A 26,976-nucleotide genomic window follows, 5' to 3' on the forward strand; every position below is an offset into this window, starting at 1 on the left:
CGCCCCGCGGCCGGGCATCGACCCTCACGACGGCATGCCCGCGAGCGGGGAGGTGCTCCATGCACGGACCGGGGTCGGCGAGCTGGCTGCTCGTGGTGCTCTGCGCGGCGAGCGGCGCCTACTGCCTGCTGCGCATGCGCAGCGGTGCCGAGGAGCAGCGGCGCACCGCGGGCGGCGAGGCGCTGATGGGGTTCGGCATGGCCGTGATGGCGGTGCCCGCGGCCGTGCTCGACCCGCCGCGCGCGGTGTGGCTCGGGTACGCGGCGGTGTTCGCGGCGGCCGGCCTTCGGATGGCGTGGCCGACCGGGAGCGGGCCGCGCCATCTGCACCACGCCGTGGGCGCGCTGGCGATGGTGTACATGTCGGCGGCGATGGTCACGACCCCGGGCGGGCACGCGGCCGGGCACGGTGGCGCGGGGACACCCGCGGTGACGGGGGCGCTGCTCCTGTACTTCGCCGGGCACGTGCTCCTGTCCGGCGCGCGGCTGGCACCGGCGGGCGGGGCCGTGAGCGCGGGCGGGCGCGGCCGTCCGCCGCTGGGGGCGGTCGTGGGCTGGGCCGACCGGCCGGAGCTGGTCCTGGTCTGCCGCCTGACGATGAGCATGGGGATGCTCGCGATGCTGCTGGCGCTCTGAGAGGTTTACGTGTACACCGGAGCCGGTTCCGTCGTGGCGTACGTCACTTGCGGTGGCTGACCGTACCGCCGTGTGCCGCGCCCCTCATAGGGTTGCCCCATGATGGTCCCCGTCGCGCTGATGCTGTTGGGCGCGCTGACCGCCGTCCTCGCCCCCAGATTGCTCGCGCGGGCGGAGTGGGTCGAGCGCGAACCCGTGGTCGCGCTGTGGGTGTGGCAGTGCGTGGTGGCCGCCGTCCTGCTGTGCTGCGCCCTGTCGATGACGTTCAGCGCGGCCGCCGCCTGGCAGGCGGTCCGCGGCCATCTCTTCGCACCCGCGCCGAGCGGTGTGGTCGAGGCGTACGCGCTCGGCCCGACCCCGTGGGCGACGGTGACGGCCGTGGTGCTCGCCTGCGGCGGCGTGTGGACCGGTGCGATGCTCACCCGCGAGATCGCGAGGGCGAAGGCCCGCCGCGCCCGGCGCCGCGCCGAACTCGTGGTGCGGGCCCCGCTGTTGCCCGGCGAGGAGCCGGGCGCCGACCGGCTCGTGGTCCTGGAGGGCGAGCGGCCCGACGCCTGGTGGCTGCCCGGTGCCGCACCCCAACTGGTCATCACCACCGCCGCGTTGCGCCGCCTGAAAGGCCGTCAGCTCGATGCGGTGCTCGCCCACGAGCAGGGGCACGCGCAGGCCAGGCACGACTGGCTCCTGCACTGCTCGGGCGCGCTCGCGGCGGGCTTCCCGCAGGTCCCGGTGTTCGCCGCGTTCCGTGACGAGATGCACCGCCTGGTCGAGCTGGCCGCGGACGACGTGGCCTCGCGCCGCTTCGGCCGCCTCACCATCGCTCTCGCGCTCGTGGAGCTGAACGAACACCGGGGTGTGTTCGGGCCCTGCCCGAGCACCCACCACGCCCATGTGCCGCAGCGCGTCCACCGGCTGCTCTCGGCCCGTCCGCGGCTCACGGCGGGGCGGCGGCTGCGGCTGACGGCGGCCGCGGCGCTCGTGCCCGTCGTTCCGCTGTTCGTGGCCTTCGTCCCGGCGCTTCGCGCACTCGGCTGACTCTCTCCCCCCTCCATCGGCGTCGAACAGGTTTCACCGCCCACCATCGGCAAGGATCACGGCATGCGTTCCGCACTCTCGCCGACGACCGCGCGCGCCTTCGCCGCCCCCCGCGCCGCCCTGTTCCTCGCCGTACCGACCGTGCTGCTGCTCGCCCTGGTGGCCGCCGAGTGGGGGCCGCTGCTCGGCCTCGACGGCGACATCGCGAGGACCACGCACCGCTGGGCCGTGGCGCACGACGGGCCGACCAGGACGGCACGCATCCTGACGGACTGGGTGTGGGACCCGTGGACGATGCGCGCCCTGTGCGCCGCCGTCGTGCTCTGGCTGGTGGCACGGCACCGTGCGTGGCTGCTCGCGGGCTGGCTCGCGGCCACCTGTCTGCTCGGCACACTGGTGCAGCAGGGCCTGAAGGCGGCCGTGGGGCGGGACCGGCCGACGTGGCCGGACCCGGTGGACTCCGCGCACTTCGCGGCGTTCCCCTCGGGGCACGCGATGACGGCCACCGTGGTGTGCGGGCTGCTGCTGTGGCTGATGCGGTTGTACGGGGCGGACGCCCTGATGTGGCGTGCGGGGCTCGCCGCGGCGGCGGTGTCCGTGGTCGGCGTGGGACTGACCCGGGTGTGGCTCGGGGTGCACTGGATGTCGGACGTCGTCGAGGGCTGGCTGCTCGGGGCGCTGACGGTGGCGCTCGCCGTGGCGGCGTACGAGCACCTCGTGCCCGAGGATCAGCGTCCGGGGCGCGGCGGGCCCGCCTGACGCCCCGGCGGCGGTGGCTCGCTCCGCCGCCCCCCTTGTCCGGCGCGGTGTCCTTGACCCCTGTCCCGCCGGTCCCGGAGGATCTTCGGCATGGCGTTCAAGGGCGTGCTCTTCGACTTCTCGGGAACCTTGTTCCGCATCGAGTCCACCGCGTCCTGGCTGCGCGGCACGCTCGCCGGGAGCGGCCTGGCGCTGCCGGATGACGAGGTGGCGCGGCTCGTGGTCGCGCTCGACCGGGCGGGCGCGCTGCCGGGGGGCTCGCCCAGGCTCGGCGCGGTCGGCGTACCCGAGCACCTCGTGGAGCTGTGGGGGCGGCGCGACGAGAGCGCTGAGCTGCACCGGGCGGCGTACACGGGCCTCGCCCGGACGGTGGCACTGCCGGATCCCGCGCTGGTCGACGCCCTGTACGAGCGCCATCGGACACCGGAGGCCTGGCGTCCCTACGCCGACGCGCGCGAGGTCCTGCGCGGGCTTCGGACACTCGGCGTGCGCGTGGGTGTCGTCAGCAACATCGGGTGGGATCTGCGGCCCGTCTTCGACGCCCATGGCCTGGCGCCGTACGTCGACGCGTACGTCCTGTCGTACGAGCACGCCGTGCAGAAGCCGGACGCGCGGCTGTTCGCCCTCGCCTGCGACGGCCTCGGTGTCGCGCCGCGGGACACGCTGATGGTGGGTGACGACCGGGGCGCGGACGGCGGCGCGGCCGTGCTGGGCTGCGCGGTGCACTTCGTGGACCATCTGCCGGTGGATCGGCGGCCCGACGCGCTGCGGGCCGTGCTCGGGCTCGTCGGAGGTGCGGGGGCGCGCTAGTTCTCGACCTGTGCCACCGGCCGCGCCCGCACGGCGCCGGGGTCGCCACCGGAGGCGGCCGCGGCCCGCCGCCTGCGCAGCAGGTCCCAGCACTGATCGAGATCGCGTTCCAGGACGGCGAGGCGGGCCCGTTCCGTCGCCTCGTCGATCGCTCCGGACGCGAGCGACTCCCGCAGGGTCTTCTCGGCGTCGACCATCTCCGCGATCCGCGCCAGAATCTGCTCTTGATCCATGTCCAAGCGCCTCCTCGGCCCCCCGAGCAACTCTAAGGAGGCCGAGCCGGATCCGCGAGGAGAGCACGAAGGCTCCCGTCCACGCCGACCCGAGGGCAGGCAACACTCCCCCGCGGTGTTGCCTGCCCCAGGCGGCACCGGCCCATGACGGCGGGGCCGGGGCTCCCTGAGTATATTGGCTCTGAGCCAGTCAACGCAGGAGTTACAGGATGTCCCCGCGAAGCCAATCGGTCAATGAAGAGTTGCGCCGACGTTCCAGGGAGCGGCTCCTCCAGGCGACGGTCGAGCTGGTCGGCGAGCGGGGTTACGAGGCCACGACCCTCGCGGACATCGCCGACCGGGCGGGTTCGGCCCGTGGTCTCGTGTCGTACTACTTCCCGGGCAAACGGCAGCTCCTCCAGTCGGCCGTACACCGCCTGATGCATCTGACGCTCCAGGCCGCCCTCGAGAGGGAGCCCCGCACGGAGGACGGGGACGAGCTGCTCGCCCGCGCCATCGACGCGATCCTCGGCCTCGCGAAAGACCGGCCGGTGCTGATGCGCACCCATATGGCGGGCATCCTCCAGGCCGAGGGCTTCGTGCAGTGCCCGGAGCAGCAGCGGCTCGCCTTCCTGCTGCGCGAGGCGGTGTCCCGGCACGGCTCCGCGGAGTCGGAGACGGACTACCGCATGCTGCGGGCGCTGTTGATGGGTGCCGTCTTCGCCCTGCTCATCCCCGGCGCGCCGATGCCCTTCGACGTCCTGCGCGCCGAACTCTTCCAGCGCTACGACCTGGAGTGGCGGCGCGGCGCCCCGCCGAGCGCGGAGCCGCCCGAGGGCCGGGTCTAGACGTGCGGGACCATTCCCGGACGAGGACCGGAGGCAGGATCATTCTGAGGACCAGGACCAGGACCAGGACCAGACGAGGACGAGGAGCAGGAGCAGGACCAGACGTGGGCGAGGACGGGGTCTCGGACTCGTGGACGGGGTGCGGATGAACCGCGTACGGACGATTCAGGAGCGACTGCCGGGGGCGCCGTCGGAGCCCGAGGGGCCTGAAGCCTCTGAGGTGCCCGAGACGCCCGAGGTGCCCGAGCTGGTCTGGTACGCGGCCTACGGCTCCAACACGCGCCTGGAGCGTCTCACGCACTACCTGGTGGGCGGCCGGCCCCCCGGGACGGCCCTCGACTGCCCCGGCTGCCGGGACCCGCGTCCGCCGCGGCGGTCGGTGCCCGTGGAGCTCCGGGGGGCGGTGTACTTCGCGACGGAGTCGGCGCTCTGGTCGGGCGGCAGGGCCTTCTACGACCCGGGCGCGCGGGGACGGGTGTACGCGCGCGCCCATCTGCTGACCGCGGAGCAGTTCCGTGACATCGCCGCCCAGGAGATGTACCGGGCGCCGGGCACGGGACCCGATCTGGCGCCGGCGCTGCGGCACGGCAGGGCCCGGCTCGGCCCCGGCAGGTACGAGACGCTGGTGTGCCCCGGGACCCTGGACGGCTTCCCGGTGCTCACCTTCACCGCGCCGTGGTCGTCGGGGGACGTCCCCCTCAACGCCCCGGCGGCCGGTTACCTCCGCCAGCTGGCCGAGGGACTCCTGGAGGCCGCCGCGTGGGACAGGGACGCGGTGACCTCCTACCTCGCGGGGTGCCCGGGAGCCGCGGGCCGGTGGACGCCGCGGCAGGTGGCGGAACTGCTGCCGGACTGAGCTGCCGGGTGCACGGGCGGCCCGGCGTCAGCCGCCGCAGAGGTCGGCGAAGCGCCGGGCGTCCACGTTGCCGCCGGACAGGACGATGCCGATGCGGGGCGGAACCGTGTCGAGCCGCCCGCTCAGGGCCGCGGCGAGGGCGGTGGCACCGCTGGGCTCGACGACGGTCTTCAGGCGTTCGAAGGCGAACCGCATGGCCGCGCGGATGTCGTCCTCCGAGACCAGGGCGATGCCGTCGACGAGCCGCCGGTTGATGGAGAAGGTCAGTTCGCCGGGGGTCTCGGCGGCCTGGCCGTCGGCGACGGTGCGCGGAACGGGGATCGTGACCCGGTGCCCGGCCGCGAGCGAGCGCTTGGTGTCGTCGCCCGCCTCCGGTTCGACGCCGACCACCTGGGTGCCGCCGCTCAGGCCCTTCACCGCGGTGGCGCTGCCCGCGATGAGGCCGCCGCCGCCCACCGGCGTGAGCAGCAGGTCCAACTCCCGCACCTCCTCGATGAGTTCGAGGGCGGCGGTGCCCTGGCCCGCGATGACGTGCGGGTGCTCGTACGGCGGGATCAGGGCGAGGCCGCGCTCGGCGGCCAGGGCCTCACCGATGGCGACGCGGTCCCCGGTGTAGCGGTCGTACGTGACGATCTTCGCGCCGTAGCCCTCGGCGGCCTCGCGCTTGGAGCGCGGTGTGTCCTCGGGCATGACGATCACGGCGCTGCTGCCGAGTTCGCGGGCGGCGAGGGCGACGGCCTGGGCGTGGTTGCCGGAGGAGAACGACGCGATGCCCTTGGCCAGTTGCTCCGGCGCGAGCCGGGAGACGGCGTTGTAGGCGCCGCGGAACTTGAAGGCGCCGACGCGCTGGAGGTTCTCGCACTTGAGGAAGACCTCCGCGCCGACGCGGGCGTCCAGGGTGCGGGAGCGGAGTACGGGCGTGCGGTGGGCGACGCCCTCGAGGCGGGCCGCGGCGTCGCGGACGTCGTCGAGGGTGACCGGAGGTGTGCTCGTCATGCGGATGCTCCCTGGGAGGTGGCGGGCCCGGCCGCTTCGGTGTCCTCGGCGCGGGCTCTGGCGAGGTAGCTGTACGCGGACGCGCGGGAGATGCCGAGGCGGGCGGCGACCTGGGGGACCGCCCGCCGGACGGCGAAGACACCGCGCTCGTCGAGCCCGCGGAACAGGGCGAGGCGCGCGGCGCGGTCGAGCTCGCTCCACGGGCGGCTGTGTTCGAGCTGGTGGGCGTCGACGACGGAACTCACGACGGCGTCGACGACGTCGGAGGCGGCGCCGAAGGTGGTGGTGGGCACCTCGGCCGGGACCGACACGCCCGCGAGTTCGCCGATCAGCGTGCCGACCTGCTGGACGGCGGTGATGTCGAGGTTGACGCACACCGCGCCGAACACCGCGCCCGCGCTGTCGCGGAGCAGCATCGTGGACGACTTGACCAGCTTGCCGGTCTGGGTGCGGGTCAGATAGTTCAGCTCGTCACCGGCGGCGTCGCCGCGCGCGAGCATCCCCATGCCGATCTCGCTCATCGCGCCGCCGACGTCGCGTCCGGTGACCGATCCCGCGACGGCCACGACGGACTGCTCGGGGCGCCGGTAGTCGTGCACGACCACCTCGCACAGCGAGCCGAAGGTGGCGGCGATGCCGTCGGCCACGGGGGCCACGGCGGCGAGGATCGCGTCCCGCTCGGCGTCCCCCGCCGACAGCTCGGCACCCGTGCTGTGCTCGTCGCTCATCCCGGTCCCCGCACTCCTCCGCACACCCGGACTCCTCCGCACACCCGCGCCGCGCCCACGTGGGCGCGAACAGCGGTCTTGGACACAATGTACATGCCCTGGACGGACTATCCAGGGCTGGTGGCGGGCCGTCGGCGGGCATGCGTCGGGCCCCCGGGCCTCGGCCCACGGAGGTGTTCCGTGGGCGGAGGGCCGGGGGCCCGGGGGTGCGAGGGGGCGCCGGGTCAGCGCACGGTCACGGTGAAGACCGGGGACAGGGCCGCCCCGCTCCTCATCCGCAGTTCTTCCTTGCCCTTGAGGCCGAGCTTCGCGCGCAGCGAGTACGTGCCGGACTTGTTGACCGTGGTCGACACGGGCAGCGTCTTCCAGGCGCCGTGCTGCTTCTGCTGGAGGGACACCTTGCTGCCGGCCTTGACGCCGGTGGCCTTGCCGGAGATGCGGACCTCCTGCCAGGCGCGCACGGAGGTCGCCGAGGGCCTTGCGGTCAGCGCGGCCTTCGGGGCGGTGGGGCTGGTCTTCTGCATGCCGAGGCTCCTGCCGGTCCTGACGTCCCAGATCGAGTACGGAACGCCGCCGCCCTGCGTCTTGGAGTAGAGGCGCTTGCCGTCGGCGCTGTAGTGCAGGTAGATGCCGTCCTTGACGGTCTGGCCGGGCTTGAGTGCCTTGCCGTGGTAGTACGGCTTGCCGCCCTTGACGGGGATGGTGACACCGGCACCGATGTCGATCTTGACGGGCTTGGGGGCGGCGGTCCGCACCGCGGCGGCGCGCTGCGGGGCCGCGGTGCTCGCGAGGGCGGCGGCGGCCGGGGCCAGCAGCGCCGCACCGGCGACGACGGTGACGGTGGCGGTACGCAAGGTGCTGCGGCGGTGAGTGGTGTGGCGCATGGTGGCGATTTTCCCCTTCACGGTACGGAATTCGCGGTATGCCCTCTGCCGTCCGGCGAGTGCGGTATCAACCTATTGGCCCGGCATTGCGGATTTCCCGAGATCACGTAACGGCGCCCCATAGATCACTTCACTGGCAGGGCACGACATGGCTCCGGCCCCGGGATTCCGCCGATTGACAGCGCGAAACATGGGATGTTCCCATGTCTGTAGTCCCGGAGGAAGGCAGCCCACCGATGCCGCTGCGCAGCACCGCACGCACCAACCTGGTCGACCTCGTCATCGCGCAGATGGAGAGCCTGATCTCCGACGGCGAGTGGGAGGTCGGCACGAAGATCCCGGCGGAGCCGCTGCTCGTGGAGCAGCTCGCCGTGGGCCGCAACACCGTGCGGGAGGCGGTGCGCGCCCTGGTGCACACCGGCATGCTGGAGCCGCGTCAGGGCGACGGCACCTATGTGCGGGCCGACAGCGACTTCGGCGCGGCCGTGCAGCGGCGGCTGCGCAGGGCGAGCGTCCTCGACGCGTACGAGGTGCGCGCCTCCCTGGAGCGCGACGCCGCCCGGTACGCCGCCGAGCGCCGCACACCACAGGACCTGGCCGCCCTGCGCACCGCGCTCGCCGAGCGCCGCACGGCGTGGGAGAGCGGTGACACGGACGCCTTCATCGACGCCGACATGGCCTTCCACCGCACCGTCGCGGCGGCGGCCCACAACCCCGTGCTCGCCGAGCTGTACGGACATCTGAGCGACGCCATGCGCACCACCCTCCAGTCCGTGCTCGGCGCGGCCGTGCCCGACTCCGTGCGGCACCAGATCGACGCCCACGACGCGATCGCGGACGCCATCGAGGCGCGGGACGCCGCCGCCGCCGAGGCCGCGGTGCTCGCGCATCTCGCCGAGGGCATGGCCGCGCTGCGCGAGCAGCCCCCGGCCGACTGAAGCCCCGTCACGGTCCGGGTCCCGGGCCCCGTACCACCCACGCGACACCCAGGAGAACGACATGCGCAGCCAAGGGCCCGCCACCACGCCCACCGCGGCGGGGGCGGACACCGGCCCCGCGGCGACCGGCCACCCGGCGGGGGCAGCACCGCCGGGCGCCGGCGGCAGGGGCGCCCTGTGGCTCGGCGTCGGGGTCGTGCTGCTCGCCCTCAATCTGCGCCCCGCCCTGGTCGCGGTCTCACCGCTCGCGGACACCATCCGCGACGAGAGCGGCATGTCGGCCGCGGCCACCAGTCTCCTCACCGCGCTGCCGCTGCTCTGCTTCGGTCTGCTCGCGCCCGTCGCGCCGCGCCTCGGCCGGCGCTTCGGCACCGAGCGTGCGCTGCTCGCCACCATGGTGCTGATCGGCGCGGGCACGGCGTTGCGCATGCCGGACTCGGTCGTCGCGCTGTTCGCGGGCACCGTCGTCATCGGCGCGGGCATCGCGGTCGCCAACGTGCTGCTCCCGGGGCTGATCAAGCGGGACTTCCCGGCGCGGGCCGGGCTGATGACGGGCCTCTACTCGATGTCGCTGTTCGGCGGCGCCGCGCTCGCGGCCGGTGTCACGCTGCCGGTTCAGCAGGCGTCCGGCATGAACTGGCGGACGACGCTGGCCTGTTGGGGCGCGCTCGCCCTGGTGGCCCTGGTGGTGTGGTTGCCGCAGCTCCGTACGGGGACGCGGGTCGCCGCGGCCGTGGTCCGGCAGGCCGCGCACCCGGTCCGCGGCCTGTGGCGCTCGCCGCTCGCCTGGCAGGTGACGGCGTACATGGGTCTTCAGTCGCTCAACTACTACGCGGCGGCGGCCTGGTTGCCGACGCTGCTCCAGGACGCCGGGATGAGCGCGGGCGACGCGGGCTGGATGCTGTCCTTCTCGTCGCTGCTCGGCATCGCCGGATCGTTCGTGGCGCCCGTGATCGTCGGCAGGCGGGTGGGGGCCGGGGCCCTCGCGGCCGTCGGCGCGGTGCTGTGCGCGGTCGCGTACGGCGGTCTCCTGATCGCCCCGGTCGGCGGGGCCTGTCCGTGGATGAGCCTGCTGGGGCTCGGCCAGGGCGCGGCGATCAGCCTCGCGCTGCTCTTCATCGTGCAGCGGGCGCCGGACGCGCGCCACGTCGCCCAACTGTCCGGCATGGCGCAGTGCTTCGGCTACGTCCTCGCCGCCACCGGCCCCGCCGTCCTCGGCGCCGTGCACGACGCCTCCCACGACTGGACGGTGCCGGTCGTGGTCCTGCTCGTCCTGCTCGTACCGCAGGTCGTGGTCGGTTTCGGAGCCGCGCGCGACCGGCACGTGGCGGGCACTCCGAAGGCCTGAGCCGTCACCGCACCGGCACCCGCGGTCCGTCCGGCCTCCGGGCGCCCTTCCTGCACCGGCGGGAAAGTTCCGTACAACCCTTCCCCGCCTACCGCGGTCGAACTGGGCACCGGACGAGGAACGGGCCCTTTCCGGACTCACCCCCGCGCCGCCCGGTCACCTTCCTGCACAGGAGTCGCTCGTGCGCAAGAACCGTTCGGCCGCCGTCGCCGCGGCCTCATTCCTTCTGATCGCGGGAGCGGGCATCGCCACCGCACCGGCCGCCTCCGCCGGCACCCCCGGAGGCACGCACGCCGACGACCGCAACAGCGACTTCGACGGCGACGGCCACGAGGACGTCCTGGTCGGCGCGCCCGGCGCGACGGTGAGCGGCAAGAAGGGCGCGGGCCTCGTCACCGTGCAGTACGGCTCCACCAGAGGCATCGGCACGAGCGACGTGGCCCGGTTCAGCCAGTCCACGGCCGGGGTCTCGGGCGCCGCCGAGACCGGTGACGGCTTCGGGACGGCCGTCGCCACCGGCGACCTGGACGCCGACGGCTACGACGACGCGATCGTCGGCATCCCCGGCGAGGACCTCGGCGACAAGGCGGACGCCGGTGGTGTCGCGATCCTCTGGGGCTCCAAGGAGGGCCTGAAGGGCGCCGCGAGCGACTGGCTCCAGACCCAGGAGCCCGCCACGGGGGAGAAGTTCGGCTCCGCGGTGACCGCCGCCCGGCTCACCAGCGAGACCCCCGGCGACGTGCTCGCCGTCCTCGACCCGGGCGGCCTCGAACTCTTCGTGTACGACGCGGCGCCGCAGGCACGCGCCGCCGCCCCGCTCAAGCGGCTCGCCGTCGAGGGCCCGACCGCGCGGGCCGAGCAGCGGAACATCACGCCGAGGTCCCTGACCACCGGTGACTACGACGACGACGGCTTCGCCGACCTCGTGGTCTCCGGTGTGACCGCGGGCGACGAGGAGCCGGGGCACGGCTGGTCGTCGTACTTCAAGGGCGGCGACGCCCTCACCTACGTACGCGACCTGCGCGGCGGTCCCGCCGCCGCCTCCGGCGACATCAACGGCGACGGCTTCGACGACCTGGTCACGGGTGAGCCGCACTCCCCCGACGACGGCGGCGAGACGCTCACCGGCGGCCTGGTGGGCGTGCGCTACGGCTCCGCCGACGGCATCTCGCAGGATGTGAAGTGGTGGACCCAGGACTCCGCGGGCGTGCCGGGCACCGCCGAGCGCGGGGACGGCTGGGGCGCCGACCTCTCGGTGGCCGACACCAATAAGGACGGCTACGCGGACGTGGCGGTCGGGGCGCCCGGCGAGGACATCGGCACCGTCGCCGACGCGGGCGCGGTGTGGGTGCTGCGGGGTTCGGCCGCCGGTGTGACCGCGACCGGCGCCAAGTCGTGGGACCAGAACGCGGCGGACGTCCCCGGGGCCGCGGAGAAGGGCGACAAGTGGGGCGCCCAGGTGCGTCTGGCCGATCCCGACCGCGACGGCCGCTTCGGGCTGCTCGCCTCGGCGCCCGGCGAGAACGCGGGTGACGGTGTGGTGTGGGTGCTCCCGGCCGGGTCCGGCGGGGTCACGGCCGCGGGGTCGTGGACGTTCGGGGCCGGTTCGCTGGGGGCGCCCGCGCGGGGCGCGGCGTTCGGGGCGGCGGTCGACGAGTAGCCCGGCTTCGGGCCATGAGCGGGAAGGACCGGCGGTGCGGGGTTCCGCCGGTCCTTCCATGTTCCGCGGCGGCCGGGCCCGCGCAGGGCATGTGGCCCGGGTTCTGGTTGCGGGGCGACGGGAGCCACCCCCTGCCGAAGTCGCGGCAGCCATGGCCGAAGGTCGCGCCCCGCCGTCCGTGGGCACGACCCCGGTCCGGCCGCCGTGCACCGCAGGAGACTTGGCGAGCGGCCTCCCTGCGGTGCACGATGCCCGCATGAAGAGCGACCTTTTCTCCACGGAGCACGTGGCGCAGCCCGCGACGGCCCCCGGCATGAGCCTGCACAACTCCAAGTCCATCCGTTACGCCGTGAACGGCGAGATGCTGGCCCGGCAGGGCGCGATGGTCGCCTACCGCGGGGACCTCCAGTTCGAGCGCAAGGGCCAGGGCGTCGGCGGGATGCTCAAGCGCGCCGTCACCGGCGAGGGTCTCGCGCTGATGGCGGTGCGCGGCCAGGGCGAGGCGTGGTTCGCGCACGAGGCGCAGAGCTGCTTCGTCGTCGACATCGAGCCGGGCGACTCCCTCACCGTCAACGGCCGCAACGTGCTGTGCTTCGACGCCACTCTCTCGTACGAGATCAAGACGGTGAAGGGCTCGGGCATCACCGGTGGCGGCCTCTTCAACAGCGTGTTCACCGGCAGCGGCAGGCTCGGACTCATCTGTGAGGGGGAGCCGTTGGTGATCCCCGTGTCGCCGCAGGCCCCGGTGTTCGTGGACACCGACGCGATCGTCGGCTGGACCACGAGCCTCCGCACGTCGCTGCACCGCTCCCAGTCCATCGGCTCGATGATCCGCGGCGGCTCCGGGGAGGCGGTGCAGCTGAAGCTGGAGGGCGAGGGCGTGGTGGTGGTCCGGCCGAGCGAGGCGACGCCGCACAAGCCCCAGTAGCAACGCACGTCCCGGCGCTCGTCACCAGGCGCCCCGTCACCCGGTGTCCCGTCGCCTGGACGTCAGTCGCCCATGGCTTGGCGCCGATCGCCCGGCACTCGTTGTCCGTTGACCGGCACTCGTTGTCCGTTGCCCGGCGCGAGTCGGCCTGCCGCTCAGCGCGCGTCGGCCCGTCGCCCAGCGCGCGTCGCCCGTTACTCGTTGCCCGACGCCAGTCGGGCCGTTGCCCGTCGGCCGTTCAGCGGCCGACGGGCGCTGTCGTCTCCCCTCCTCGGCACACGGCGGCCGCACCCGGCCCCCCTCTCAACGCGTGGCGTGCGCACCCCCGTTGACATGCAGCACCTGTCCGGTGACGTGGCGGGCCGCCGGGGAGGCGAGGAAGGCGACGGCGCCGGCGATGTCGGAGGGCGCCCCCGCGCGGCCGGTCGCCGTGGCCGCCACCAGCTGCTCGCGGCGTTCGCCGGACAGCTTGTCCCGGAAGAACTCGGCGTCGGCGATGCAGCCGGGCGCGACGACGTTGGCGGTGATGTCGCGGCTGCCGAGCCGTCCCGCGAGGTCGATGTTCCAGTTGGCGAGGCCCGCCTTCGCGGCGCCGTAGGAACCGGCCGCCTGTTCCGCGGCGATCGAGCCGATGTGGACGACGGCACCCCCGGGGGCGAGCCGGTCCTCCAGGGCCTTGGTGGTGAGCGCGGCCCGACCAGGTTGGCGTCGAGGTTGGTGCGGAGGTCCCGGGCGTAGGCGGCCAGGCCCTGCTCGCCGTCGGTGTCCAGGTCCGTGCTGCCGCCCGCGTTGTTGACCAGGACATCGATCCGCTCGGGCAGCAGCGCGAGGAGGCGGGTGAGCGCCGCGGGGTCGGTCTGGTCGCAGACCGCGGTGCCGACTCCTGGCGCGGTGGTGCCCGCGGCGCCAGGGATAGAGCCGGGGAGGAGCCACCGGGCGTCAGCCGGTCTCCCCGGGCGGCGGCGGGGGCTTCGGGGCGCCGGGCGGCGGCGCGATCCTCGCGTACGTTGGGCACCCCGGAGCCCCGGCCTCGCCGGCCTGCGGCGGAGTTCCGGCGGCCGGGCCCCCGCCCGCGCGGCCGAGGAGCGCGTCGCGCCGTGCGCCCGGGTCCCAGCCGGTCTCCACGACCCGCTTCTGCACGACGATCGCGGCGGCCAGGATCACCGCGCCGAGCAGGAGCATCAGGACGGCGCCCGCCACGGTCCCGGCCTTCGCCGCGTTCCCCACGAGGGCGCCGAACCAGCCGAAGTCGGCGTCGCCGAAGGTGGTGTTCTCCTTGCCGAAGGCGCCGAGGACCTTCAGGAGCAGCGCGGGCAGGAAGGTGATGAGGACACCGTTGAGGAAGGCGCCCACGACGGCGCCGCGCCTGCCGCCCGTCGCGTTGCCGTAGACCCCGGCCGCGCCGCCGGTGAAGAAGTGCGGCACGAGCCCGGGCAGGACAAGGGCGAGCCCGAAGGCCGGTTCGAAGATCCAGGTGAGCAGGCCGAGGCTGATGAGGCCGCCGACGAAGCTGGAGACGAAGCCGACGAGGACGGCGTTCTGCGCGTACGGGAAGACGATCGGCGCGTCCAGTGAGGGCACCGCGCCGGGGACGACGCGGTGGGCGATGCCCTGGAAGGCGGGCACGAGCTCACCGAGGATCGTCCGGACGCCGAACAGGATGACCGCGACGGCGATGCCGAACTGCAATCCCTGCATGACCGACTGCATGACGTACGCCCCCACGTCGGCGGCCGCCTCGCCGCCACCGGCCGTGAACGCCTTGAAGGCACTCTCCTTGCCGACCTTGGCGAGGAGGACGAGCGACATGATCACGTAGATGAGGACCATGGACAGCGCCGTGGCCACCATGGAGTCACGCAGGAAGCGCAGGCCCTCGGGCAGTTTCATGTCCTCCGTGGACCGGCTGCGCCGCCCGACGACCTGCCCGGCCGCTCCGGCGACGACGTACCCGGCCGTCCCGAAGTGCCCGATCGCCACGGTGTCGTTGCCGGTGACGCGCTTGGTCCAGGGGTGCGCGAAGGCGGGCATCGCGACCAGCACGATGCCGAGCAGGACACCGCCGACGACGACCACGACCCAGGACCGCTGCCCGGCCGTCGCGAGCACCATCGTGAGCAGCGTGGCCATGAACAGCATGTGGTGGCCGGTCAGGAAGACATAGCGCAGCGGTGTGAAACGGGCGAGGAGCAGGCTCACGGCGAAGCCGAGGATCATCAGCCAGGCGACCCGCGAGCCGTACTCGGCCTGGGCGATGCCGACGATGGCCTCGTTCGTCGGGATCACTCCGTGCGCGCCCGTCGCGCCCTGGATCATCTCGCCGAGCGGGGCGAGCGCGGCCACCACGAGCCCGGCGCCCGCGCCGATGAGCAGGAAGCCGAGCGTCGCCTTGATCGCGCCGCCGAGGACCTGGCCCGCCGACTTGCGCAGCGCGAGGAGGCCCGCGGCGGTGATGAGCCCGATCAGACAGGCGGGCCGGCTCAGGATCTCGTTGACCAGGAACTGCGCGACGGATACCAGCCAGTCCACTGCTCGCCCCTCTCTCCGGCTTCTTCCTAGACGTCGTACGTGTCCCGCAGGACACGGTCGGCCTCGGTGGTGGAGGTGAAGTCGTCGACGACCTTGACGGGGATCCCGATGTCGCCGAGCGCCTTCGCGATCTCCCGGGAGGTGAGCACGGCGACCGCCTCCGAAGCCTTGCCCTTGGCGGAGATGGTGTCGGTGGCCTCGACGGTGACGTGGCGGCTCCAGCCCCAGCGTTCGAGGACCTGCTCCAGAGTGTTCTTGAGGAACAGACTGGTGCCGAGGCCGTTGCCGCACACCGTGAGGATCTTGTGCACGGCGGGCCCGGCGGCGAGAGGGGCCTCGGGCACGGCAGTCCCTGGCTCGGCGGACACGGGCTCGGCGGACCCTGGCGTGGCTGCGGACCCGGGCCCGGGCCCGGCGGCCGTGCGCCCGCCGGAGAGCAGGGCGTGCACCGCGGCGGGCGTGGCGGCGCCCCGCAGGGCCAGCGCCGTGTCCTGGTCCGCGAGCAGCCGCGCGAGGGAGGCCATCGCCTCGGTGTGCGCGGAGGCGTCGTCGGCGGCGAGCGCCACGACGAGGTCGACGGGGTCGTTCGTCCCGTGCCCGAACTCCACGGGGCGGGCGAGCCGTACCCAGGACATGCCGGTGCGCAGCACCGCGGGCGAGGGCCGGGCGTGGGCGAACGCGAAGCCGGGGGCCACGACGATGTACGGGCCCGCGTCCACCACGTTCCTGATCATCTCCGCGGTGTACGCGTCCGTGCTGCTGCCCGTCGCCACGAGCAGTTCACCGGCGGCACCGATCGCCGCGCGCCAGTCGTCCGCCGCGACGTCGAGCCGGATCGCCTCGACGGGCAGGAGATCGCTCACAGACACCATGCGAGTGATCGTTCCACAGCCGACGGGCAGGCGCACCGCACCGGCGGCGCCCACCGGGACGCGCGATCAGTGCGTGGCCGACGCCTTCCGCAGGGCCGTGATGCAGGTGTGGATGGCCTGCTGGAGCTCCTCGAGGCGCTGCACCATGTCGTCCTCGTAGATGTCGTCGAAGTCGGCGGCGTCGTCGAGCGTCAGCTCCTCGAAGACCTTGGTGGCCTTCTGGAGACTGCTGTAGAACTTCGTGCGCCGCTCCTGGACGCGGAGTTCGGGGTCGGACTCGACGGTCTCGGCGACGAGATTTTTCACCGTGTCGTACGCCTCCGTCGCCCACTCGCCGGCCTCTTCGGAGTCGTCGAGCTCGTCGAGGAGCGTCAGGTGCCGCTCGGCCTCGGCGCGCAGCTCGGCGGGGGCGTCCAGGGTCTGTCCGGCGGGCGTGCGGATCTGGCCCTCCTCGGCGACCTTGCGCACGTACTCGATGCGGTCCGCGGCGCGGGCCTCCCCCGCCACGGCCTTCTTCAGCTCGTCGGTGCGGGCGATGTCGCGGGCCAGCTCCGTCTGGAGCGCCGGGTCCTCCTTGAGGCGGTCGAGGAGCGCGTGCCGGGCGGCCTGGGCGGTGCCGGGGTCGGCGAGGATGGCGGCCCGCAGCGCGGTGGGGTTCTCGGCGACCTCCAGGGCCTTGGTCGGCCGGATGCCCTCGGCCTCGGCGGCGGCGGTGATGGCGGTGCCGCGGGCGGAGGTGGCGCTGGAGCGCGGCACGTAGTACGCCAGCCACACGTCGGCGTCGGGGAGTTCGACGTCCTGGCCGGGGGCGAGGGCCTCGAAGTGCGGCACGAGACCGTCGTCGGCCGCCTTGTCCCACGCCTTGTAGAAGCGCATGACGCGGTCGGCGGAGCAGCCCGCCAGCTCGGCGAACTCCTTCGCGGACAGCTTGGGCGTGCCCTCGGCGTGCTGTCCGCCGGGCCGGACGCTGCGGGCCACCTTCAGGCCGAAGGTCCAGCCGCCGGTGCGTGCGTAGGCGCCGAACTCGCGGGCGTCGCGCTCCACGAGCGCTGCCGCGGCCTCCCCCTCGGCCGTGCGCGCGGCCTCGGGCGCGGCAGCGGCGGGCGGTACCTCGGCGTCGGCCGGTTCGGCGGCTTCGGGCGCGGCGGTCGCTACGGTCACTGAGTACTCTCCGGGTGGCTCACAAGCTGACAGGAAGCAGAACGCACAGCCTATATCGCCGTGTTGCTCCTGCTTTCCACCGGCTCACGCCGGGCGGCGGCGCGACGCAGGCCGCCCCGGACGAGGAACGCGCACCCCAGCGCACCGATCACCAGATCCCCCCACGCGGGCATCCCTGCCTCCCTGAGCAGGGCGGCGACTCCGAAGCTCGTACCCCACCCCGAGTCGGTCACCGCGGAGCCGAAGCCCTGCACGAACAAGATCGCACCGAAGAGCAGCATCAGACCTTCTCCTCCCGTTCCCTCTGAACTCGTCGTTCCGTTGGCCTCGTCGTTCCTGTAGACCCGACGTTCCGATGCAGTCGCATCAGTACGAGGATCATGCACGGGAACGCGATACGATGCAACCGCATCGGAACGAGGGCGCGCGGGCGTCCGGCACGGGAGGGACACCGGCGTGCCCAAGCAGGTGGACTACGAGGAACGGCGGCGCCGGATCGCGGATTCGGTGTGCTCGCTGATCGCGCGCTCCGGCATGGAGTCGGTCAGCCTGCGTGACGTCGCCGCGGACGCCGGTGTCTCCATGGGGGCGGTGCAGCGCTGCTTCCGCACCAAGGACGAGATGCTGCTCTTCGCCCTGGAGCACGTATCGGCCCGGGTGGGGGCGTGCGCCCAGGACCGTCTCGCGCGGTCGCCCGAGCCCCGCTCCGCCGTGACGCTCCTGGAGCGCACGCTGTCGGCGATGGCGCTCGCGGAACCCGAGGACCGCACCGACGCCCAGGTCTGGCTCGCCTTCGTGGCGCACGCCGCGATGAGCGAACCACTGGCCGCCGTGCTGCGCGAGACGTACACCAAGCTCCACGACCTGCTGGTGTGGCTGATCGGCTACGGCCAGGACACCGGCGAGTTCCGCGCGGACGCCGACCCCGAGCAGGAGGCCCGCACCCTGCTCGCCCTCACCGACGGCCTCACCGCGCACGTCCTGGTCGGCCACCACACCCCGGAGTCCGCGCACGGCCTGCTGTCCCGGTACGCCGCAGGCCTGGCGGCGCCGCCCCGCTGACGTCCGCCCGGCCCCGCCACCGGCTCGGGTTCAGGCCGTGTCGATGCGCCGGATCGTCCCGCCCGCACCGTCGTAGGCCGCCCAGCCGGGGTCGCCGGTCGCGGCGAACCGGATCCAGGCCGCGCGCATCCACGACGACAGCTCCGCCAGCGCGGCCAGGTCGGACGGCCCCGGGTACGGGCCGAGCACGCCCGCGTCGCCGTACAGCCCCGGCAGGTCCGTCCGGCCGAAGACGAAGGGCAGTTCCACGGTGTGGGCGGCGCCGAGCAGCCCGCCGACCGCGGGCGAGCGCCAGGTGAACGCGTAGCGGTGGGTACGGGCCGGGGACTTGGCCGCGTGGGCGTCGGCCAGAGCCCTGCTGCCCGCCCCGAACAGCGCCTCGGACAGGACGGCGGACCGCAGCTCGGCGGGGGTCGCGCCGGGATGGGCCGCGCGTACGGCGGCGAGGAGTTCCGCGGGCCGCGGATGTGCTCGGGCGGCGGTCGCCTCGACGTCGGCCGCGGTCGAGGCCGCGTACGCGCCCTGGGGCACGAGGTAGAGATTGCCCTCCTGCGCGGTGGTGCCGACGAGGAGGTCCACGGGGAGCGGCCCGGTGCGGGCGGCGAGCGTGTGCGCGGGCTGTTCGGCGAGCACGGGCCCGAGCGGGCTGAGGCCGGCGAGCGGGTCGGGGTGGGTGTCCGTGCGCAGGTCGATGCCCGTGAGGTCGGGGAGGATCCCGACGAGGCGTTCGTCGGGGACGGCGGCGAAGGCGTCGGCGCGCGGTGCGACCCCGAGCGCCCGCGCGGCGGCCCGCGTGACCCGGGCTGCCTGCTCCGGGCGGAACGCGCCGAGGCCGCTGCCGCTCTGCACCACCGCCCGCCGGAACAGTCCTTCGGCCGCCCGGTCCGCGAGCAGCGCGGCGACGAGCGTGGCGCCCGCGGACTGCCCGAACACGGTCACGGCGCCCGGGTCGCCGCCGAACGCGGCGATCTCGTCCCGCACCCAGCGCAGCGCGGCGAGCACGTCGAGGAGGCCGCGGTTGGCGGGCGCCCCCGGCAGGTCGAGGAACCCCTGGACGCCCAGGCGGTAGTTGAGGGTCACGAGGACCACCCCGTCCCGGGCGAGCGCCGAGCCGTCGTACAGCGGCGCCCGGGTGGACCCGGCGACGAAGCCGCCGCCGTGGACGAAGACCAGGACCGGCAGCGGTCGGGTGCCCGGCGCCACCGGGGTGCGCACGTCGACGCTGAGGTAGTCGTCCCCGCGGACCCAGCCGGGACCGAAGTAGTGCGACATGTCGACGGCGCCGAGGCGGCGTTCGCCCTGCGGGGCGGTCGGGCCCGGCACGGTCGCGTCCCTGGTGCCGTGCCACGGCTCGGGCGGCGCGGGCGGGGCGAAGCGGGCGGGTCCGCGCGGGGGCGCGGCGTAGGGAATGCCGAGGAAGACGGCTACGCCGTCCCGTACGTAGCCGCGTACTCGGCCCTTGGTGGTGGCCACCATGTCTGCCGTGTCGGCCCTGTCGGCCATGAACTGTCCCGTCATCGCCGCCCCTCCCCCGTCGTGTCCTGGTGGGCGGCGCGGCTCAAGGGGGCCCAGCCCTCGACCGCGAACGCGCTCGGCGTGCGGGTGACTTCGAGGGCGCCGTGCCCGCCGAAGTGCGCGGGGAAGAGCAGGGCGCGGTGGTCGGCGGCCCAGCCGAGGAGCCGTCTGCGGGTGGCGCGGGCGGCCACCGGGTCCTCGCAGAAGCAGCTGTTGCAGTCCGGCATGAGCACCTGCGCCGGGCTGTGCATCAGGTCGCCCACGAACACCGCCCGGTCCGTGCCCGACTCCAGGGTCACGACGGAGGAGCCCGGGGTGTGGCCCGGCGCGAGGTCGAGGCGCAGATGGGCGTCGATGCGGTGGCTGCCCTCCCACAGCAGTGCCAAGCCCGCCCGGTGGACGGGGGCGACGCTGTCCTCGAAGACGTTCTGGTTGCCGCGGCCGAGCACGCTCCGGTGTTCGTTCGCCGGGTTCCAGAAGTCGAAGTCGTCCCTGGCCATCAGGTAGACGGCGTTCGGGAACGTCGGGACCCAGTCGCGGCCCTCCAGGCGGGTGTTCCAGCCCACGTGATCCACGTGGAGGTGGGTGTTGACGACGACGTCGACGTCCTGCGGGGTGACGCCCGCGGCGGCGAGACGGTCCAGGTAGCCGGTGTTCCGGTGGCTCCACACCGGGCTGTAGGGCCGCTCCTTGTGGTTGCCGACCCCGGTGTCGATCAGGATGGTCCTGCCCTCGCTGCGCAGCAGCCAGGTCTGGACGGCGGACCGGACGACGCCGGTGGCGCCGTCCAGGAAGTCCGGGCGCAGCCAGGAGGCCTCCTCGCCCTGCCAGGTGTGGGCGGGGATGCCGGGGAAGAAGTCCGCCGGGGTCAGGTCGACGGGTCCGTAGTACTCCAGGACGCGGGTCACGGAGACCTCGCCCACCTGGAGGCGATCGACGGTCCGCGTCGACGCGCTTGCTTCGTGTGCCGCGGCCGGGGGTCCGCTCGGTTCGTGTGCCGTGGCCGTGGGCGCGCTCGCTTCGTGTGCCGCTGCCGTCGGCCGGTTCGCTGTTCGGGTCATGGGCCCAGCCTGTGGCGGCCCGGCGGGGGCAGCCACACCCGCCGCTGCCTACCCCTCGCGGGGTCAGGCTCCCCGGCGGCGCCGGGCGGATACTTGGCCGCATGGACGGACAGAGCCAGCTGGGCGCCTTCCTGCAAGCCCGCAGGTCACGGCTGCGCCCCGACGACATCGGCCTGAAGACCTACGGCGACCGGCGGCGCGTGCCCGGCCTGCGCAGGGAGGAGCTCGCCCTGCTCGCGGGCGTCAGCGCCTCGTACTACACCCGGCTCGAACAGGGCCAGTCCCACAACGCCTCACCCGCGGTCCTCGACGCCCTCGCCCGCGCCCTCGGCCTCGACGAGCCGGAGCGCAGGCACCTGCACGACCTGGGCACCGGGGCCGCGCGGGGGCGGAAGGGCCTGCGCCGCCCACCCCCGGAACACGTCGGGGACGCCACCCGCCACCTCCTCGACGCCCTCGCCGGTGTCCCCGCGGTCGTTCTCGGCCGCCGCACCGACGTCCTCGCCTGGAACGCCCTGGGGCACGCACTCTTCGCCGCCCACCTCCCCGCCGCGGGACCCGACCAGGTGCCGACGCGGCCCAACATGGCCGCGCTCGTCTTCCTCGACCCCGACATGCGGGCGCTGTACGCGGACTGGGAGACGAAGGCGCGGTCCGTGGTCGCCAACCTGCGCGAGGTGGCGGGGCGTCACCCCGAGGACGCCCGGCTCGCCTCCCTCATCGGCGAACTCTCCATGCGGAGCCCCGAGTTCAGCGCGATGTGGGCGTCCCACCAGGTGCGGGCCTGTGACGCCGCTCCGCACACCATGCACCACCCGTTGATCGGCCCCGTCACGGTCACCCAGCAGGCCCTGCGCACCGGGGACGACCAGAGCGTCGTGGTCGCGCACACCGCCCCGGGGTCCCCCTCCCGTGCGGCACTCGCGCTGCTCGCCGACCGCGGCGCACCCGTGTCCTCGCGTCCTCCGCAAGGCCAGCAAGGCCAGCAAGGCCAGCGGGCGGTGCCCGGCAGGTCGGCGCCGCGCCCGTACGACGGGTCCTAGGACCGCCGAACGGCAGGAAGCCCGTCCGCGGTCGCTGGCCCCGCACGGCACCGGCGGCGAGACTTGCCCCATGGATACCGCACGGACAGCCGCCTACCTGCGGCGCATCGGCGTCGAGCGACCGGCCGCCCCCACCGCGCAGGCACTGCGCACCCTGCACCTCGCACACCTGCGCAGCGTCCCCTTCGAGAACCTCTCCATCCACCTGGGCGAGGAGGTCGACCTCACCGAGAAGGACCTCCTGGCGAAGGTCGTCGACGGGCACAGGGGCGGCTTCTGCTACGAACTCAACGGCGCCTTCGCGGCGCTCCTCGCCGCCCTCGGGTTCGAGGTCACGCTCCTCCAGGCCCGGGTGTACGGCGACGGAGGGCAGCCGGGCATCCCCTACGACCACATGGCCCTGCGGGTCCGCACCGATGACGGCGGCGACTGGCTCGCCGACGTCGGCTTCGGCACCCACAGCCACCTCCCGCTGGACCTCGCCGGACGCGGCGAGCAGCCCGACCCCGGGGGCACCTTCCGCATCGCCCCGGCGCCTGGCGGCGACCTGGACGTCTTCAAGGACGGTGAGCCGCATTACGTCGTCGACCAGCGGCCGCGCGCACTCGCGGACTTCGGCGTCGGCGCCTGGTACCACCGCACGTCACCGAAGTCGCACTTCACGCGGTCCCTGGTGTGCTCCCTGGTCACCCCGACGGGCCGGGTCACGCTGAGCGGCACCAAGCTCACCGTCACCACCGGCGGCGAGCGGCAGATCACGGAGCTGGCCACGGACGCCGAGGTGCTCGCGGCGTACGAGAGGCACTTCGGCGTCGTGCTCGACCGGGTGCCGCGGGTGGCCGAGCCGGTGCGGATCGGCGGGCGGTGACACCGGTCACCGCCCGTCCCCCGGACGCCCGTTCCGTCCTTGCGACATGACACGCGCGGAGCACGGAGTGCCCCGCTCTGTCCAGTCCTTTTGCCGCAAAGCGCACGCGCGCGGGGGCGGTGACGTTCATCGCGGCGGGCACCCGCTCCGCGGACGTAGGCTGCCGCACTGTGAAGACACACATATCATTCGAGCGGCTGCACGACTTCCGTGACATGGGCGGCCATGTCACCGAGGACGGCCGTACGGTGCGCTGGGGGCAGGTGTACCGGTCCGGCGCGCTGAGCAGACTGCGGGACGCCGACTGGGACCGCTTCCTCGCCCTGGGTGTCCGCACCGTCATCGATCTGCGCCACGGCCGGGAGATCGACGCGCAGGGCCGTGTCCCCGAGCATCCGTCGTTCGCCTACCACCACCTGGGCGTCGGGCACCGCCCCGACGAGGACGGCGCCCGGGAGCTGCGCCGCGCCCTCGAACTGATCGCCGCCGAGGAGTCGGGCCCCGTGGTGTTCCACTGCACCACCGGCGAGAACCGCGCGGGGCTCCTCGCCGCGCTCGTGCTGGCCCTCCTCGGCGTCGCCGAGGCCGACATCGCCAGGGCGGGCATCGCCGGCGGCGCGGGCATCGCCGGCGCGGACATCGCCGAGGCCGGGGACACCGGGGCCGAGATCGCCGGGGCCGCGTTCGCCGGGGGCTTCGCCGTCGCCGGGGTGACCGAGCGGTACGGGTCGCTGCGCACGTACGCCACCCATGTGCTCGGCGCCGGCGACGACCTGGCCGCCGCGCTGCGCCGCAGGCTGCTCGAACCCGTCGCGGGGGCGGAGCTGACGTTCCGGCGCGGGGTCGAGGCCGACGTCCCGGTGCTCGTCCGGCTGCGGGACGAGGCGGCGCGCTGGCAGATCGCGCAGGGCATCGCCCAGTGGAAGCCGGGTGAACTCGGCGTGGAGCACTTCAAGGCGCGGCTCGCGGACAGCGAGCTCTGGATCGCCACGCTCGGCCAGGACGGTCCCGTCGCGGGCGCCTGGGAGCTGTGGTGGGACGACCCGGCGGCCTGGGGTCCGCAGCCGCCCGTCGCCGGATACGTCCACCGCCTGATGACGGACCGCGCCACCGCCCCCGCGGGCACCGGACGCCGCATGCTCGCCCACGCCGAGCGCCGTGTCCGCGCCGCGGGACGCAGCCTGTGCCGCCTCGACTGCCGCGCCAACAACCCGCGGCTGCGCGCGTACTACGCGTCCGCCGGGTACGAGGTCGTCGGCGAACAGCCGGCGAAGGACGGGGGCGTGGGCGGACGCTTCGCCGCCACCCTGCTGCAAAAGCCCGTACGCGACGCCGCGGAAGCCCCGCGGTGCGGTGCCGGTGAACGGCGGCTCAGAGCGACACTGTGAGCCCGGCGGGCCGGCGCCCTCGCCACCCCCGCCACCCTGCCACCCCGCCACCCCGCCACCCCCGCCAAGAACCGTCGCGCGGGTGCGGTGTGCCGTCGTGTCGACAAGGCAGCCGCGGGCAGCCGCGGGGCCTCATCACGTCGTGGTCGGACAGCGCGGGACGTACCACTCCGGCCCATACGTCCGCGCCGAGGCGGGCCCGCGGGGCGCGGACGTTGCGGGCGGCCGTGGACCTGCGGCACCCGGTCGGCCGCGCAGACCTCCGCCGCCGCACGGCACGACGGCCCGGTGACCGAGGGGTCACCGGGCCGTCGTCATGACTGCGGATCAGCGGGTGCCGTCCGCGGCGGGGTCAGCGCGTGCGCTGGAGCTCCCGCTCCGGGTCGGAGTACGGCGCCGCTCCGCCGTTCACGTCACCGAGCTGCTTGTGCAGCTTCTCGCCCTCCACGTCCACGTTGGGGAGCAGCGCGTTGAGCCAGCGCGGCAGCCACCAGGCGGACTTGCCGAGGAGCGCGAGCACCGCGGGCACGATCGCCATGCGGACGACGAAGGCGTCGAAGAGGACGGCGGCCGCGAGACCGAAGCCCATCATCTTGATCATGTCGTCGTCCTCCATGATGAAGCCGGAGAAGACGCTGATCATGATGACCGCGGCGGCGGCGACCACGCGTCCGCCGTGGGTGAAGCCGGTGACGATGGCCTCGCCCGGGCGCTCGCCGTGGACGTACGCCTCACGCATACGCGTCACGAGGAACACCTCGTAGTCCATGGCGAGGCCGAAGACCACACCGATCATGAAGATCGGCATCATGCTCATGATCGGGCCGGGCTGGTCGACGCCGAACACCTCGGCGAGGTGGCCCTGCTGGAAGACCGCCACCACCGCGCCGAGCGCCGCGAGCACCGACAGCAGGAAGCCGAGGGCCGCCTTCAGCGGGACGAGGATGGAGCGGAACACCAGCATCAGGAGCAGGAAGGCCAGGCCGACGACGAGGGCCAGGTACGGGACGAGGGCGTCGTCGAGCGTCTGCGAGAAGTCGATGGTCATGGCCGTCTGGCCGGTGATCAGGACCTCGGATCCGGTCTTGCCCTCGATGTCGCCGAGGTCCGAGCGGATCTTCTTGACCAGCTTCTCCGTCTCGGCGGCGCTCGGTCCCGTCGACGGCACGGCCGTCATGATCGCCGCGTTGTCGGCCTTGTTCGGGGCGGCCGGGGTGACGTTGACGACGCCGTCGAAGTCCTTGAGCGTCTTGGCGACGTCCTTGGCGGCGGCGCCCGCGCCCTTGTCCTTGTCGACGACGACCGTCAGCGGACCGTTGAAGCCCTTGCCGAAGGAGTCCGACAGCATGTCGTACGCCTTGCGCTGCGTGGTGTCCACCGCGTACGTGCCCTCGTCGGGCAGGCCGAGCTCGAGCTTGGCGGCCGGGGCGGCCATGACGCCGAGGCCGACGACGGCGAAGACCAGGACGATCAGCGGACGGCGCAGGACGAAGCGGGCCCAGCGGGTGCCGAGCTTGGGCTTGGCGTGGGGGTCGTGGAACGGGACGCCCACGGGCTTCTTGCGGTCCTTGCGGCGCAGCGTCCTGCGCGGCGCGAAGCCGAGCAGGGCGGGGATCAGGGTCAGCGCGATGAAGACGGCGATCACGACCGTGCCGGCCGCGGCGAGACCCATCTTGGTGAGGATCGGGATGTTCACGACGGCGAGGCCGGAGAGGGCGACGACGACGGTGAGTCCGGCGAAGACCACGGCGGAGCCCGCGGTACCGACGGCGCGGCCCGCCGCGTCCTCCGGTGTGCGTCCGTCCGCTCGTTCGGCGCGGTAGCGCGAGACGATGAACAGCGCGTAGTCGATGCCGACCGCGAGGCCGATCATCATGGCGAGCGTCGAGGTGGTGCTGGACAGTTCGAGGGTGCTGCCGAGCGCGGTGATGCTGGAGATGCCGATGCCGACGCCGATGAGCGCGGTCAGGATGGGCATGCCCGCGGCGATCAGCGAGGCGAAGGTGATGATCAGGACCACCGCGGAGACCGCGATGCCGATCATCTCGGCGCTGCCGCCCATCTGCTGCTCGGTGGGAACGGCGTCACCACCGGCCTCGACGGTGAGGCCCTGCTTGCGGGTGTCCTCGAGGGTGTCGGTGAGCGTGTCCTTGTTCTCGTCGCTCAGCTCGGTGCCGGTGACCTTGTAGGACACGGTCGCGTAGGCGGTGGTGCCGTCCTTGCTGACCGTGCCCGCCTTGAACGGGTCGTCGACCTTGGAGACCTTCTCGGCCTTGCCGAGGCGGTCGACCAGCTTCTCGACCTTCGCCTTGTTCTTGGCGGAGCTGATCTTCTCGCCCTCGGGGGCGCGGACCACCACTCGCGCGGTGGCACCGTCGGCACTGGTCTCGGGGAACCGCTCGTCGAGCAGGTCGAAGGCCTTCTGGGACTCCGTGCCGGGCATGGAGAAGGTGTCGGCGGGCGGCTTGGGAGCCGTTGACGCGGCGACGCCGGCGCCGATGAAGAGGGCTACCCATATGAGCGCCATCCACCAGCGCCGTCTGAAGGCGAGACGGCCCAGTTTGTAGAGGAACGTAGCCACGGCGAAGGAGACTCCCGTCGGGATGGGGCAGGACTGTTTGAGAATGCGCGAAATGTGAAAGCGGTATACGGGATACCGACGCCCTTCTGGAGTCCGCGGGTGCGGTCGCCGGTACAGGTCGTCAGGATCCTCTCCATCGTGACGGCAGCTTCTGGCGCGTAAGTCAGACTGCGGGCCGGACTATCGGCCCACGACCGGTGTAGTCCCACGGGGCCGGACTCATCCTCGGGTAGGAGACGCGAGGAATGGGTGTAGATCT

25 protein-coding genes and 1 pseudogene are annotated in these 26,976 nt (G+C 73.6%); 14 read left to right on the forward strand and 12 right to left on the reverse strand.

All coding sequences use genetic code 11. From position 1 onward, the window contains the following. The first annotated feature begins 59 nt into the window (after window positions 1-59). The 4 genes from ACH4DX_RS17330 to ACH4DX_RS17345 all read left to right on the forward strand — a co-directional run bounded on the left by ACH4DX_RS17330 (window position 60) and on the right by ACH4DX_RS17345 (window position 3,239). Window positions 60-635, forward strand: a complete 576-nt coding sequence (locus ACH4DX_RS17330) for a DUF5134 domain-containing protein (RefSeq protein ID WP_398155696.1) — start codon at window positions 60-62, stop codon at window positions 633-635. A 99-nt stretch (window positions 636-734) separates the two neighbouring features. Beyond that, a complete protein-coding gene (locus tag ACH4DX_RS17335; protein WP_398118388.1) occupies window positions 735-1,670 on the forward strand; it encodes a M56 family metallopeptidase in 936 nt (311 codons plus the stop codon). 63 nt (window positions 1,671-1,733) lie between these two features. Next, the gene (locus ACH4DX_RS17340) at window positions 1,734-2,429 is read left to right on the forward strand and encodes a phosphatase PAP2 family protein (protein ID WP_398155697.1); all 696 of its coding nucleotides are present in this window, start codon (window positions 1,734-1,736) and stop codon (window positions 2,427-2,429) included. Between the two features lie 90 nt (window positions 2,430-2,519). Further along, window positions 2,520-3,239, forward strand: a complete 720-nt coding sequence (locus ACH4DX_RS17345) for an HAD family hydrolase (protein ID WP_398155698.1) — start codon at window positions 2,520-2,522, stop codon at window positions 3,237-3,239. On the opposite strand, the gene ACH4DX_RS17350 is transcribed toward ACH4DX_RS17345, so the two are convergent. Beyond that, window positions 3,236-3,472: a DUF2630 family protein gene (locus ACH4DX_RS17350; protein ID WP_398155699.1), complete on the reverse strand. Its 237-nt coding sequence runs from the start codon at window positions 3,470-3,472 to the stop codon at window positions 3,236-3,238. The two genes, ACH4DX_RS17345 and ACH4DX_RS17350, sit on opposite strands and share 4 nt — an antisense overlap. 209 nt (window positions 3,473-3,681) lie before the next feature. Between ACH4DX_RS17350 and ACH4DX_RS17355 the strand changes: the two genes are divergently transcribed. Continuing rightward, a complete protein-coding gene (locus ACH4DX_RS17355) occupies window positions 3,682-4,299 on the forward strand; it encodes a TetR/AcrR family transcriptional regulator (RefSeq protein WP_398155700.1) in 618 nt (205 codons plus the stop codon). 220 nt (window positions 4,300-4,519) lie between these two features. Continuing rightward, on the forward strand, window positions 4,520-5,155 hold the full coding sequence (locus ACH4DX_RS17360; protein WP_398155701.1) for a histone deacetylase: 636 nt from the start codon (window positions 4,520-4,522) through the stop codon (window positions 5,153-5,155). A 27-nt stretch (window positions 5,156-5,182) separates the two neighbouring features. Here ACH4DX_RS17360 and ACH4DX_RS17365 read toward each other — a convergent pair whose 3' ends face one another. The 3 genes from ACH4DX_RS17365 to ACH4DX_RS17375 form a co-directional block, all read right to left on the reverse strand. Next, window positions 5,183-6,151, reverse strand: coding sequence for a pyridoxal-phosphate dependent enzyme (locus ACH4DX_RS17365; RefSeq protein ID WP_398155702.1), 969 nt, complete (start codon window positions 6,149-6,151; stop codon window positions 5,183-5,185). Beyond that, window positions 6,148-6,879 (reverse strand): transcriptional regulator, encoded by a 732-nt coding sequence (locus ACH4DX_RS17370; protein WP_398155703.1) that lies wholly within the window; start codon window positions 6,877-6,879, stop codon window positions 6,148-6,150. Before ACH4DX_RS17370 ends, ACH4DX_RS17365 begins: the two co-directional genes overlap by 4 nt. A gap of 224 nt (window positions 6,880-7,103) precedes the next feature. Beyond that, on the reverse strand, window positions 7,104-7,763 hold the full coding sequence (locus tag ACH4DX_RS17375; RefSeq protein ID WP_398155704.1) for a hypothetical protein: 660 nt from the start codon (window positions 7,761-7,763) through the stop codon (window positions 7,104-7,106). 236 nt (window positions 7,764-7,999) lie between these two features. Between ACH4DX_RS17375 and ACH4DX_RS17380 the strand changes: the two genes are divergently transcribed. From ACH4DX_RS17380 to ACH4DX_RS17395, 4 genes are all read left to right on the forward strand, one after another. After that, window positions 8,000-8,701, forward strand: a complete 702-nt coding sequence (locus ACH4DX_RS17380) for a FadR/GntR family transcriptional regulator (RefSeq protein ID WP_398119074.1) — start codon at window positions 8,000-8,002, stop codon at window positions 8,699-8,701. A 61-nt stretch (window positions 8,702-8,762) separates the two neighbouring features. Next, window positions 8,763-10,049, forward strand: coding sequence for a CynX/NimT family MFS transporter (locus ACH4DX_RS17385; protein ID WP_398155705.1), 1,287 nt, complete (start codon window positions 8,763-8,765; stop codon window positions 10,047-10,049). Between the two features lie 181 nt (window positions 10,050-10,230). After that, the gene (locus ACH4DX_RS17390; RefSeq protein ID WP_398155706.1) at window positions 10,231-11,709 is read left to right on the forward strand and encodes an FG-GAP repeat protein; all 1,479 of its coding nucleotides are present in this window, start codon (window positions 10,231-10,233) and stop codon (window positions 11,707-11,709) included. Between the two features lie 256 nt (window positions 11,710-11,965). Continuing rightward, on the forward strand, window positions 11,966-12,637 hold the full coding sequence (locus ACH4DX_RS17395; RefSeq protein WP_398118370.1) for an AIM24 family protein: 672 nt from the start codon (window positions 11,966-11,968) through the stop codon (window positions 12,635-12,637). A 303-nt stretch (window positions 12,638-12,940) separates the two neighbouring features. Here the strand turns inward: ACH4DX_RS17395 and ACH4DX_RS17400 are convergent. From ACH4DX_RS17400 to ACH4DX_RS17420, 5 genes and pseudogenes are all read right to left on the reverse strand, one after another. Continuing rightward, window positions 12,941-13,530 (reverse strand): annotated as a pseudogene (locus tag ACH4DX_RS17400) (SDR family oxidoreductase); the annotation flags it as partial. A gap of 46 nt (window positions 13,531-13,576) precedes the next feature. After that, window positions 13,577-15,166 (reverse strand): PTS ascorbate transporter subunit IIC, encoded by a 1,590-nt coding sequence (locus ACH4DX_RS17405; RefSeq protein ID WP_398155707.1) that lies wholly within the window; start codon window positions 15,164-15,166, stop codon window positions 13,577-13,579. A gap of 26 nt (window positions 15,167-15,192) precedes the next feature. Continuing rightward, window positions 15,193-16,038 (reverse strand): PTS sugar transporter subunit IIA, encoded by an 846-nt coding sequence (locus ACH4DX_RS17410; RefSeq protein WP_398155708.1) that lies wholly within the window; start codon window positions 16,036-16,038, stop codon window positions 15,193-15,195. Between the two features lie 66 nt (window positions 16,039-16,104). Next, on the reverse strand, window positions 16,105-17,199 hold the full coding sequence (locus ACH4DX_RS17415; RefSeq protein WP_398155709.1) for a hypothetical protein: 1,095 nt from the start codon (window positions 17,197-17,199) through the stop codon (window positions 16,105-16,107). A gap of 50 nt (window positions 17,200-17,249) precedes the next feature. Beyond that, entirely contained in the window at window positions 17,250-17,480 is a 231-nt protein-coding gene (locus tag ACH4DX_RS17420; protein WP_398155710.1) for a hypothetical protein, read from the reverse strand. A 175-nt stretch (window positions 17,481-17,655) separates the two neighbouring features. Here ACH4DX_RS17420 and ACH4DX_RS17425 point away from each other — a divergent pair, with 175 nt between their 5' ends. Beyond that, window positions 17,656-18,261, forward strand: a complete 606-nt coding sequence (locus ACH4DX_RS17425; RefSeq protein ID WP_398155711.1) for a TetR/AcrR family transcriptional regulator — start codon at window positions 17,656-17,658, stop codon at window positions 18,259-18,261. 30 nt (window positions 18,262-18,291) lie between these two features. On the opposite strand, the gene ACH4DX_RS17430 is transcribed toward ACH4DX_RS17425, so the two are convergent. Next, the gene (locus tag ACH4DX_RS17430; protein WP_398155712.1) at window positions 18,292-19,779 is read right to left on the reverse strand and encodes a carboxylesterase/lipase family protein; all 1,488 of its coding nucleotides are present in this window, start codon (window positions 19,777-19,779) and stop codon (window positions 18,292-18,294) included. Continuing rightward, window positions 19,776-20,837: an MBL fold metallo-hydrolase gene (locus tag ACH4DX_RS17435; protein WP_398155713.1), complete on the reverse strand. Its 1,062-nt coding sequence runs from the start codon at window positions 20,835-20,837 to the stop codon at window positions 19,776-19,778. Before ACH4DX_RS17435 ends, ACH4DX_RS17430 begins: the two co-directional genes overlap by 4 nt. Before the next feature lie 101 nt (window positions 20,838-20,938). On the opposite strand from ACH4DX_RS17435, the gene ACH4DX_RS17440 reads away from it, so the two are divergent. The 3 genes from ACH4DX_RS17440 to ACH4DX_RS17450 all read left to right on the forward strand — a co-directional run bounded on the left by ACH4DX_RS17440 (window position 20,939) and on the right by ACH4DX_RS17450 (window position 24,136). Further along, window positions 20,939-21,880 (forward strand): helix-turn-helix transcriptional regulator, encoded by a 942-nt coding sequence (locus ACH4DX_RS17440; RefSeq protein ID WP_398155714.1) that lies wholly within the window; start codon window positions 20,939-20,941, stop codon window positions 21,878-21,880. A 70-nt stretch (window positions 21,881-21,950) separates the two neighbouring features. Then, window positions 21,951-22,748, forward strand: a complete 798-nt coding sequence (locus ACH4DX_RS17445) for an arylamine N-acetyltransferase (RefSeq protein WP_398155715.1) — start codon at window positions 21,951-21,953, stop codon at window positions 22,746-22,748. A gap of 170 nt (window positions 22,749-22,918) precedes the next feature. Then, window positions 22,919-24,136, forward strand: coding sequence for a GNAT family N-acetyltransferase (locus ACH4DX_RS17450; RefSeq protein WP_398155716.1), 1,218 nt, complete (start codon window positions 22,919-22,921; stop codon window positions 24,134-24,136). A 352-nt stretch (window positions 24,137-24,488) separates the two neighbouring features. Here the strand turns inward: ACH4DX_RS17450 and ACH4DX_RS17455 are convergent, their stop codons facing one another. Next, on the reverse strand, window positions 24,489-26,717 hold the full coding sequence (locus tag ACH4DX_RS17455) for an MMPL family transporter (RefSeq protein WP_398155717.1): 2,229 nt from the start codon (window positions 26,715-26,717) through the stop codon (window positions 24,489-24,491). Between the last annotated feature and the right edge of the window lie 259 nt (window positions 26,718-26,976).

Origin of the sequence: Streptomyces sp. NPDC017940 (assembly GCF_044328435.1) — a bacterium.
Lineage (GTDB): Bacteria > Actinomycetota > Actinomycetes > Streptomycetales > Streptomycetaceae > Streptomyces.

Coding starts and splice junctions, on each gene's coding strand:
- ACH4DX_RS17330 (WP_398155696.1), top strand. CDS start 60: ATGCACGGACCGGGGTCGGCGAGCTGGCTGCTCGTGGTGCTCTGCGCG.
- ACH4DX_RS17335 (WP_398118388.1), top strand. CDS start 735: ATGATGGTCCCCGTCGCGCTGATGCTGTTGGGCGCGCTGACCGCCGTC.
- ACH4DX_RS17340 (WP_398155697.1), top strand. CDS start 1,734: ATGCGTTCCGCACTCTCGCCGACGACCGCGCGCGCCTTCGCCGCCCCC.
- ACH4DX_RS17345 (WP_398155698.1), top strand. CDS start 2,520: ATGGCGTTCAAGGGCGTGCTCTTCGACTTCTCGGGAACCTTGTTCCGC.
- ACH4DX_RS17350 (WP_398155699.1), bottom strand. CDS start 3,472: ATGGATCAAGAGCAGATTCTGGCGCGGATCGCGGAGATGGTCGACGCC.
- ACH4DX_RS17355 (WP_398155700.1), top strand. CDS start 3,682: ATGTCCCCGCGAAGCCAATCGGTCAATGAAGAGTTGCGCCGACGTTCC.
- ACH4DX_RS17365 (WP_398155702.1), bottom strand. CDS start 6,151: ATGACGAGCACACCTCCGGTCACCCTCGACGACGTCCGCGACGCCGCG.
- ACH4DX_RS17370 (WP_398155703.1), bottom strand. CDS start 6,879: ATGAGCGACGAGCACAGCACGGGTGCCGAGCTGTCGGCGGGGGACGCC.
- ACH4DX_RS17375 (WP_398155704.1), bottom strand. CDS start 7,763: ATGCGCCACACCACTCACCGCCGCAGCACCTTGCGTACCGCCACCGTC.
- ACH4DX_RS17380 (WP_398119074.1), top strand. CDS start 8,000: ATGCCGCTGCGCAGCACCGCACGCACCAACCTGGTCGACCTCGTCATC.
- ACH4DX_RS17385 (WP_398155705.1), top strand. CDS start 8,763: ATGCGCAGCCAAGGGCCCGCCACCACGCCCACCGCGGCGGGGGCGGAC.
- ACH4DX_RS17395 (WP_398118370.1), top strand. CDS start 11,966: ATGAAGAGCGACCTTTTCTCCACGGAGCACGTGGCGCAGCCCGCGACG.
- ACH4DX_RS17410 (WP_398155708.1), bottom strand. CDS start 16,038: ATGGTGTCTGTGAGCGATCTCCTGCCCGTCGAGGCGATCCGGCTCGAC.
- ACH4DX_RS17420 (WP_398155710.1), bottom strand. CDS start 17,480: ATGCTGCTCTTCGGTGCGATCTTGTTCGTGCAGGGCTTCGGCTCCGCG.
- ACH4DX_RS17430 (WP_398155712.1), bottom strand. CDS start 19,779: ATGACGGGACAGTTCATGGCCGACAGGGCCGACACGGCAGACATGGTG.
- ACH4DX_RS17435 (WP_398155713.1), bottom strand. CDS start 20,837: ATGACCCGAACAGCGAACCGGCCGACGGCAGCGGCACACGAAGCGAGC.
- ACH4DX_RS17440 (WP_398155714.1), top strand. CDS start 20,939: ATGGACGGACAGAGCCAGCTGGGCGCCTTCCTGCAAGCCCGCAGGTCA.
- ACH4DX_RS17445 (WP_398155715.1), top strand. CDS start 21,951: ATGGATACCGCACGGACAGCCGCCTACCTGCGGCGCATCGGCGTCGAG.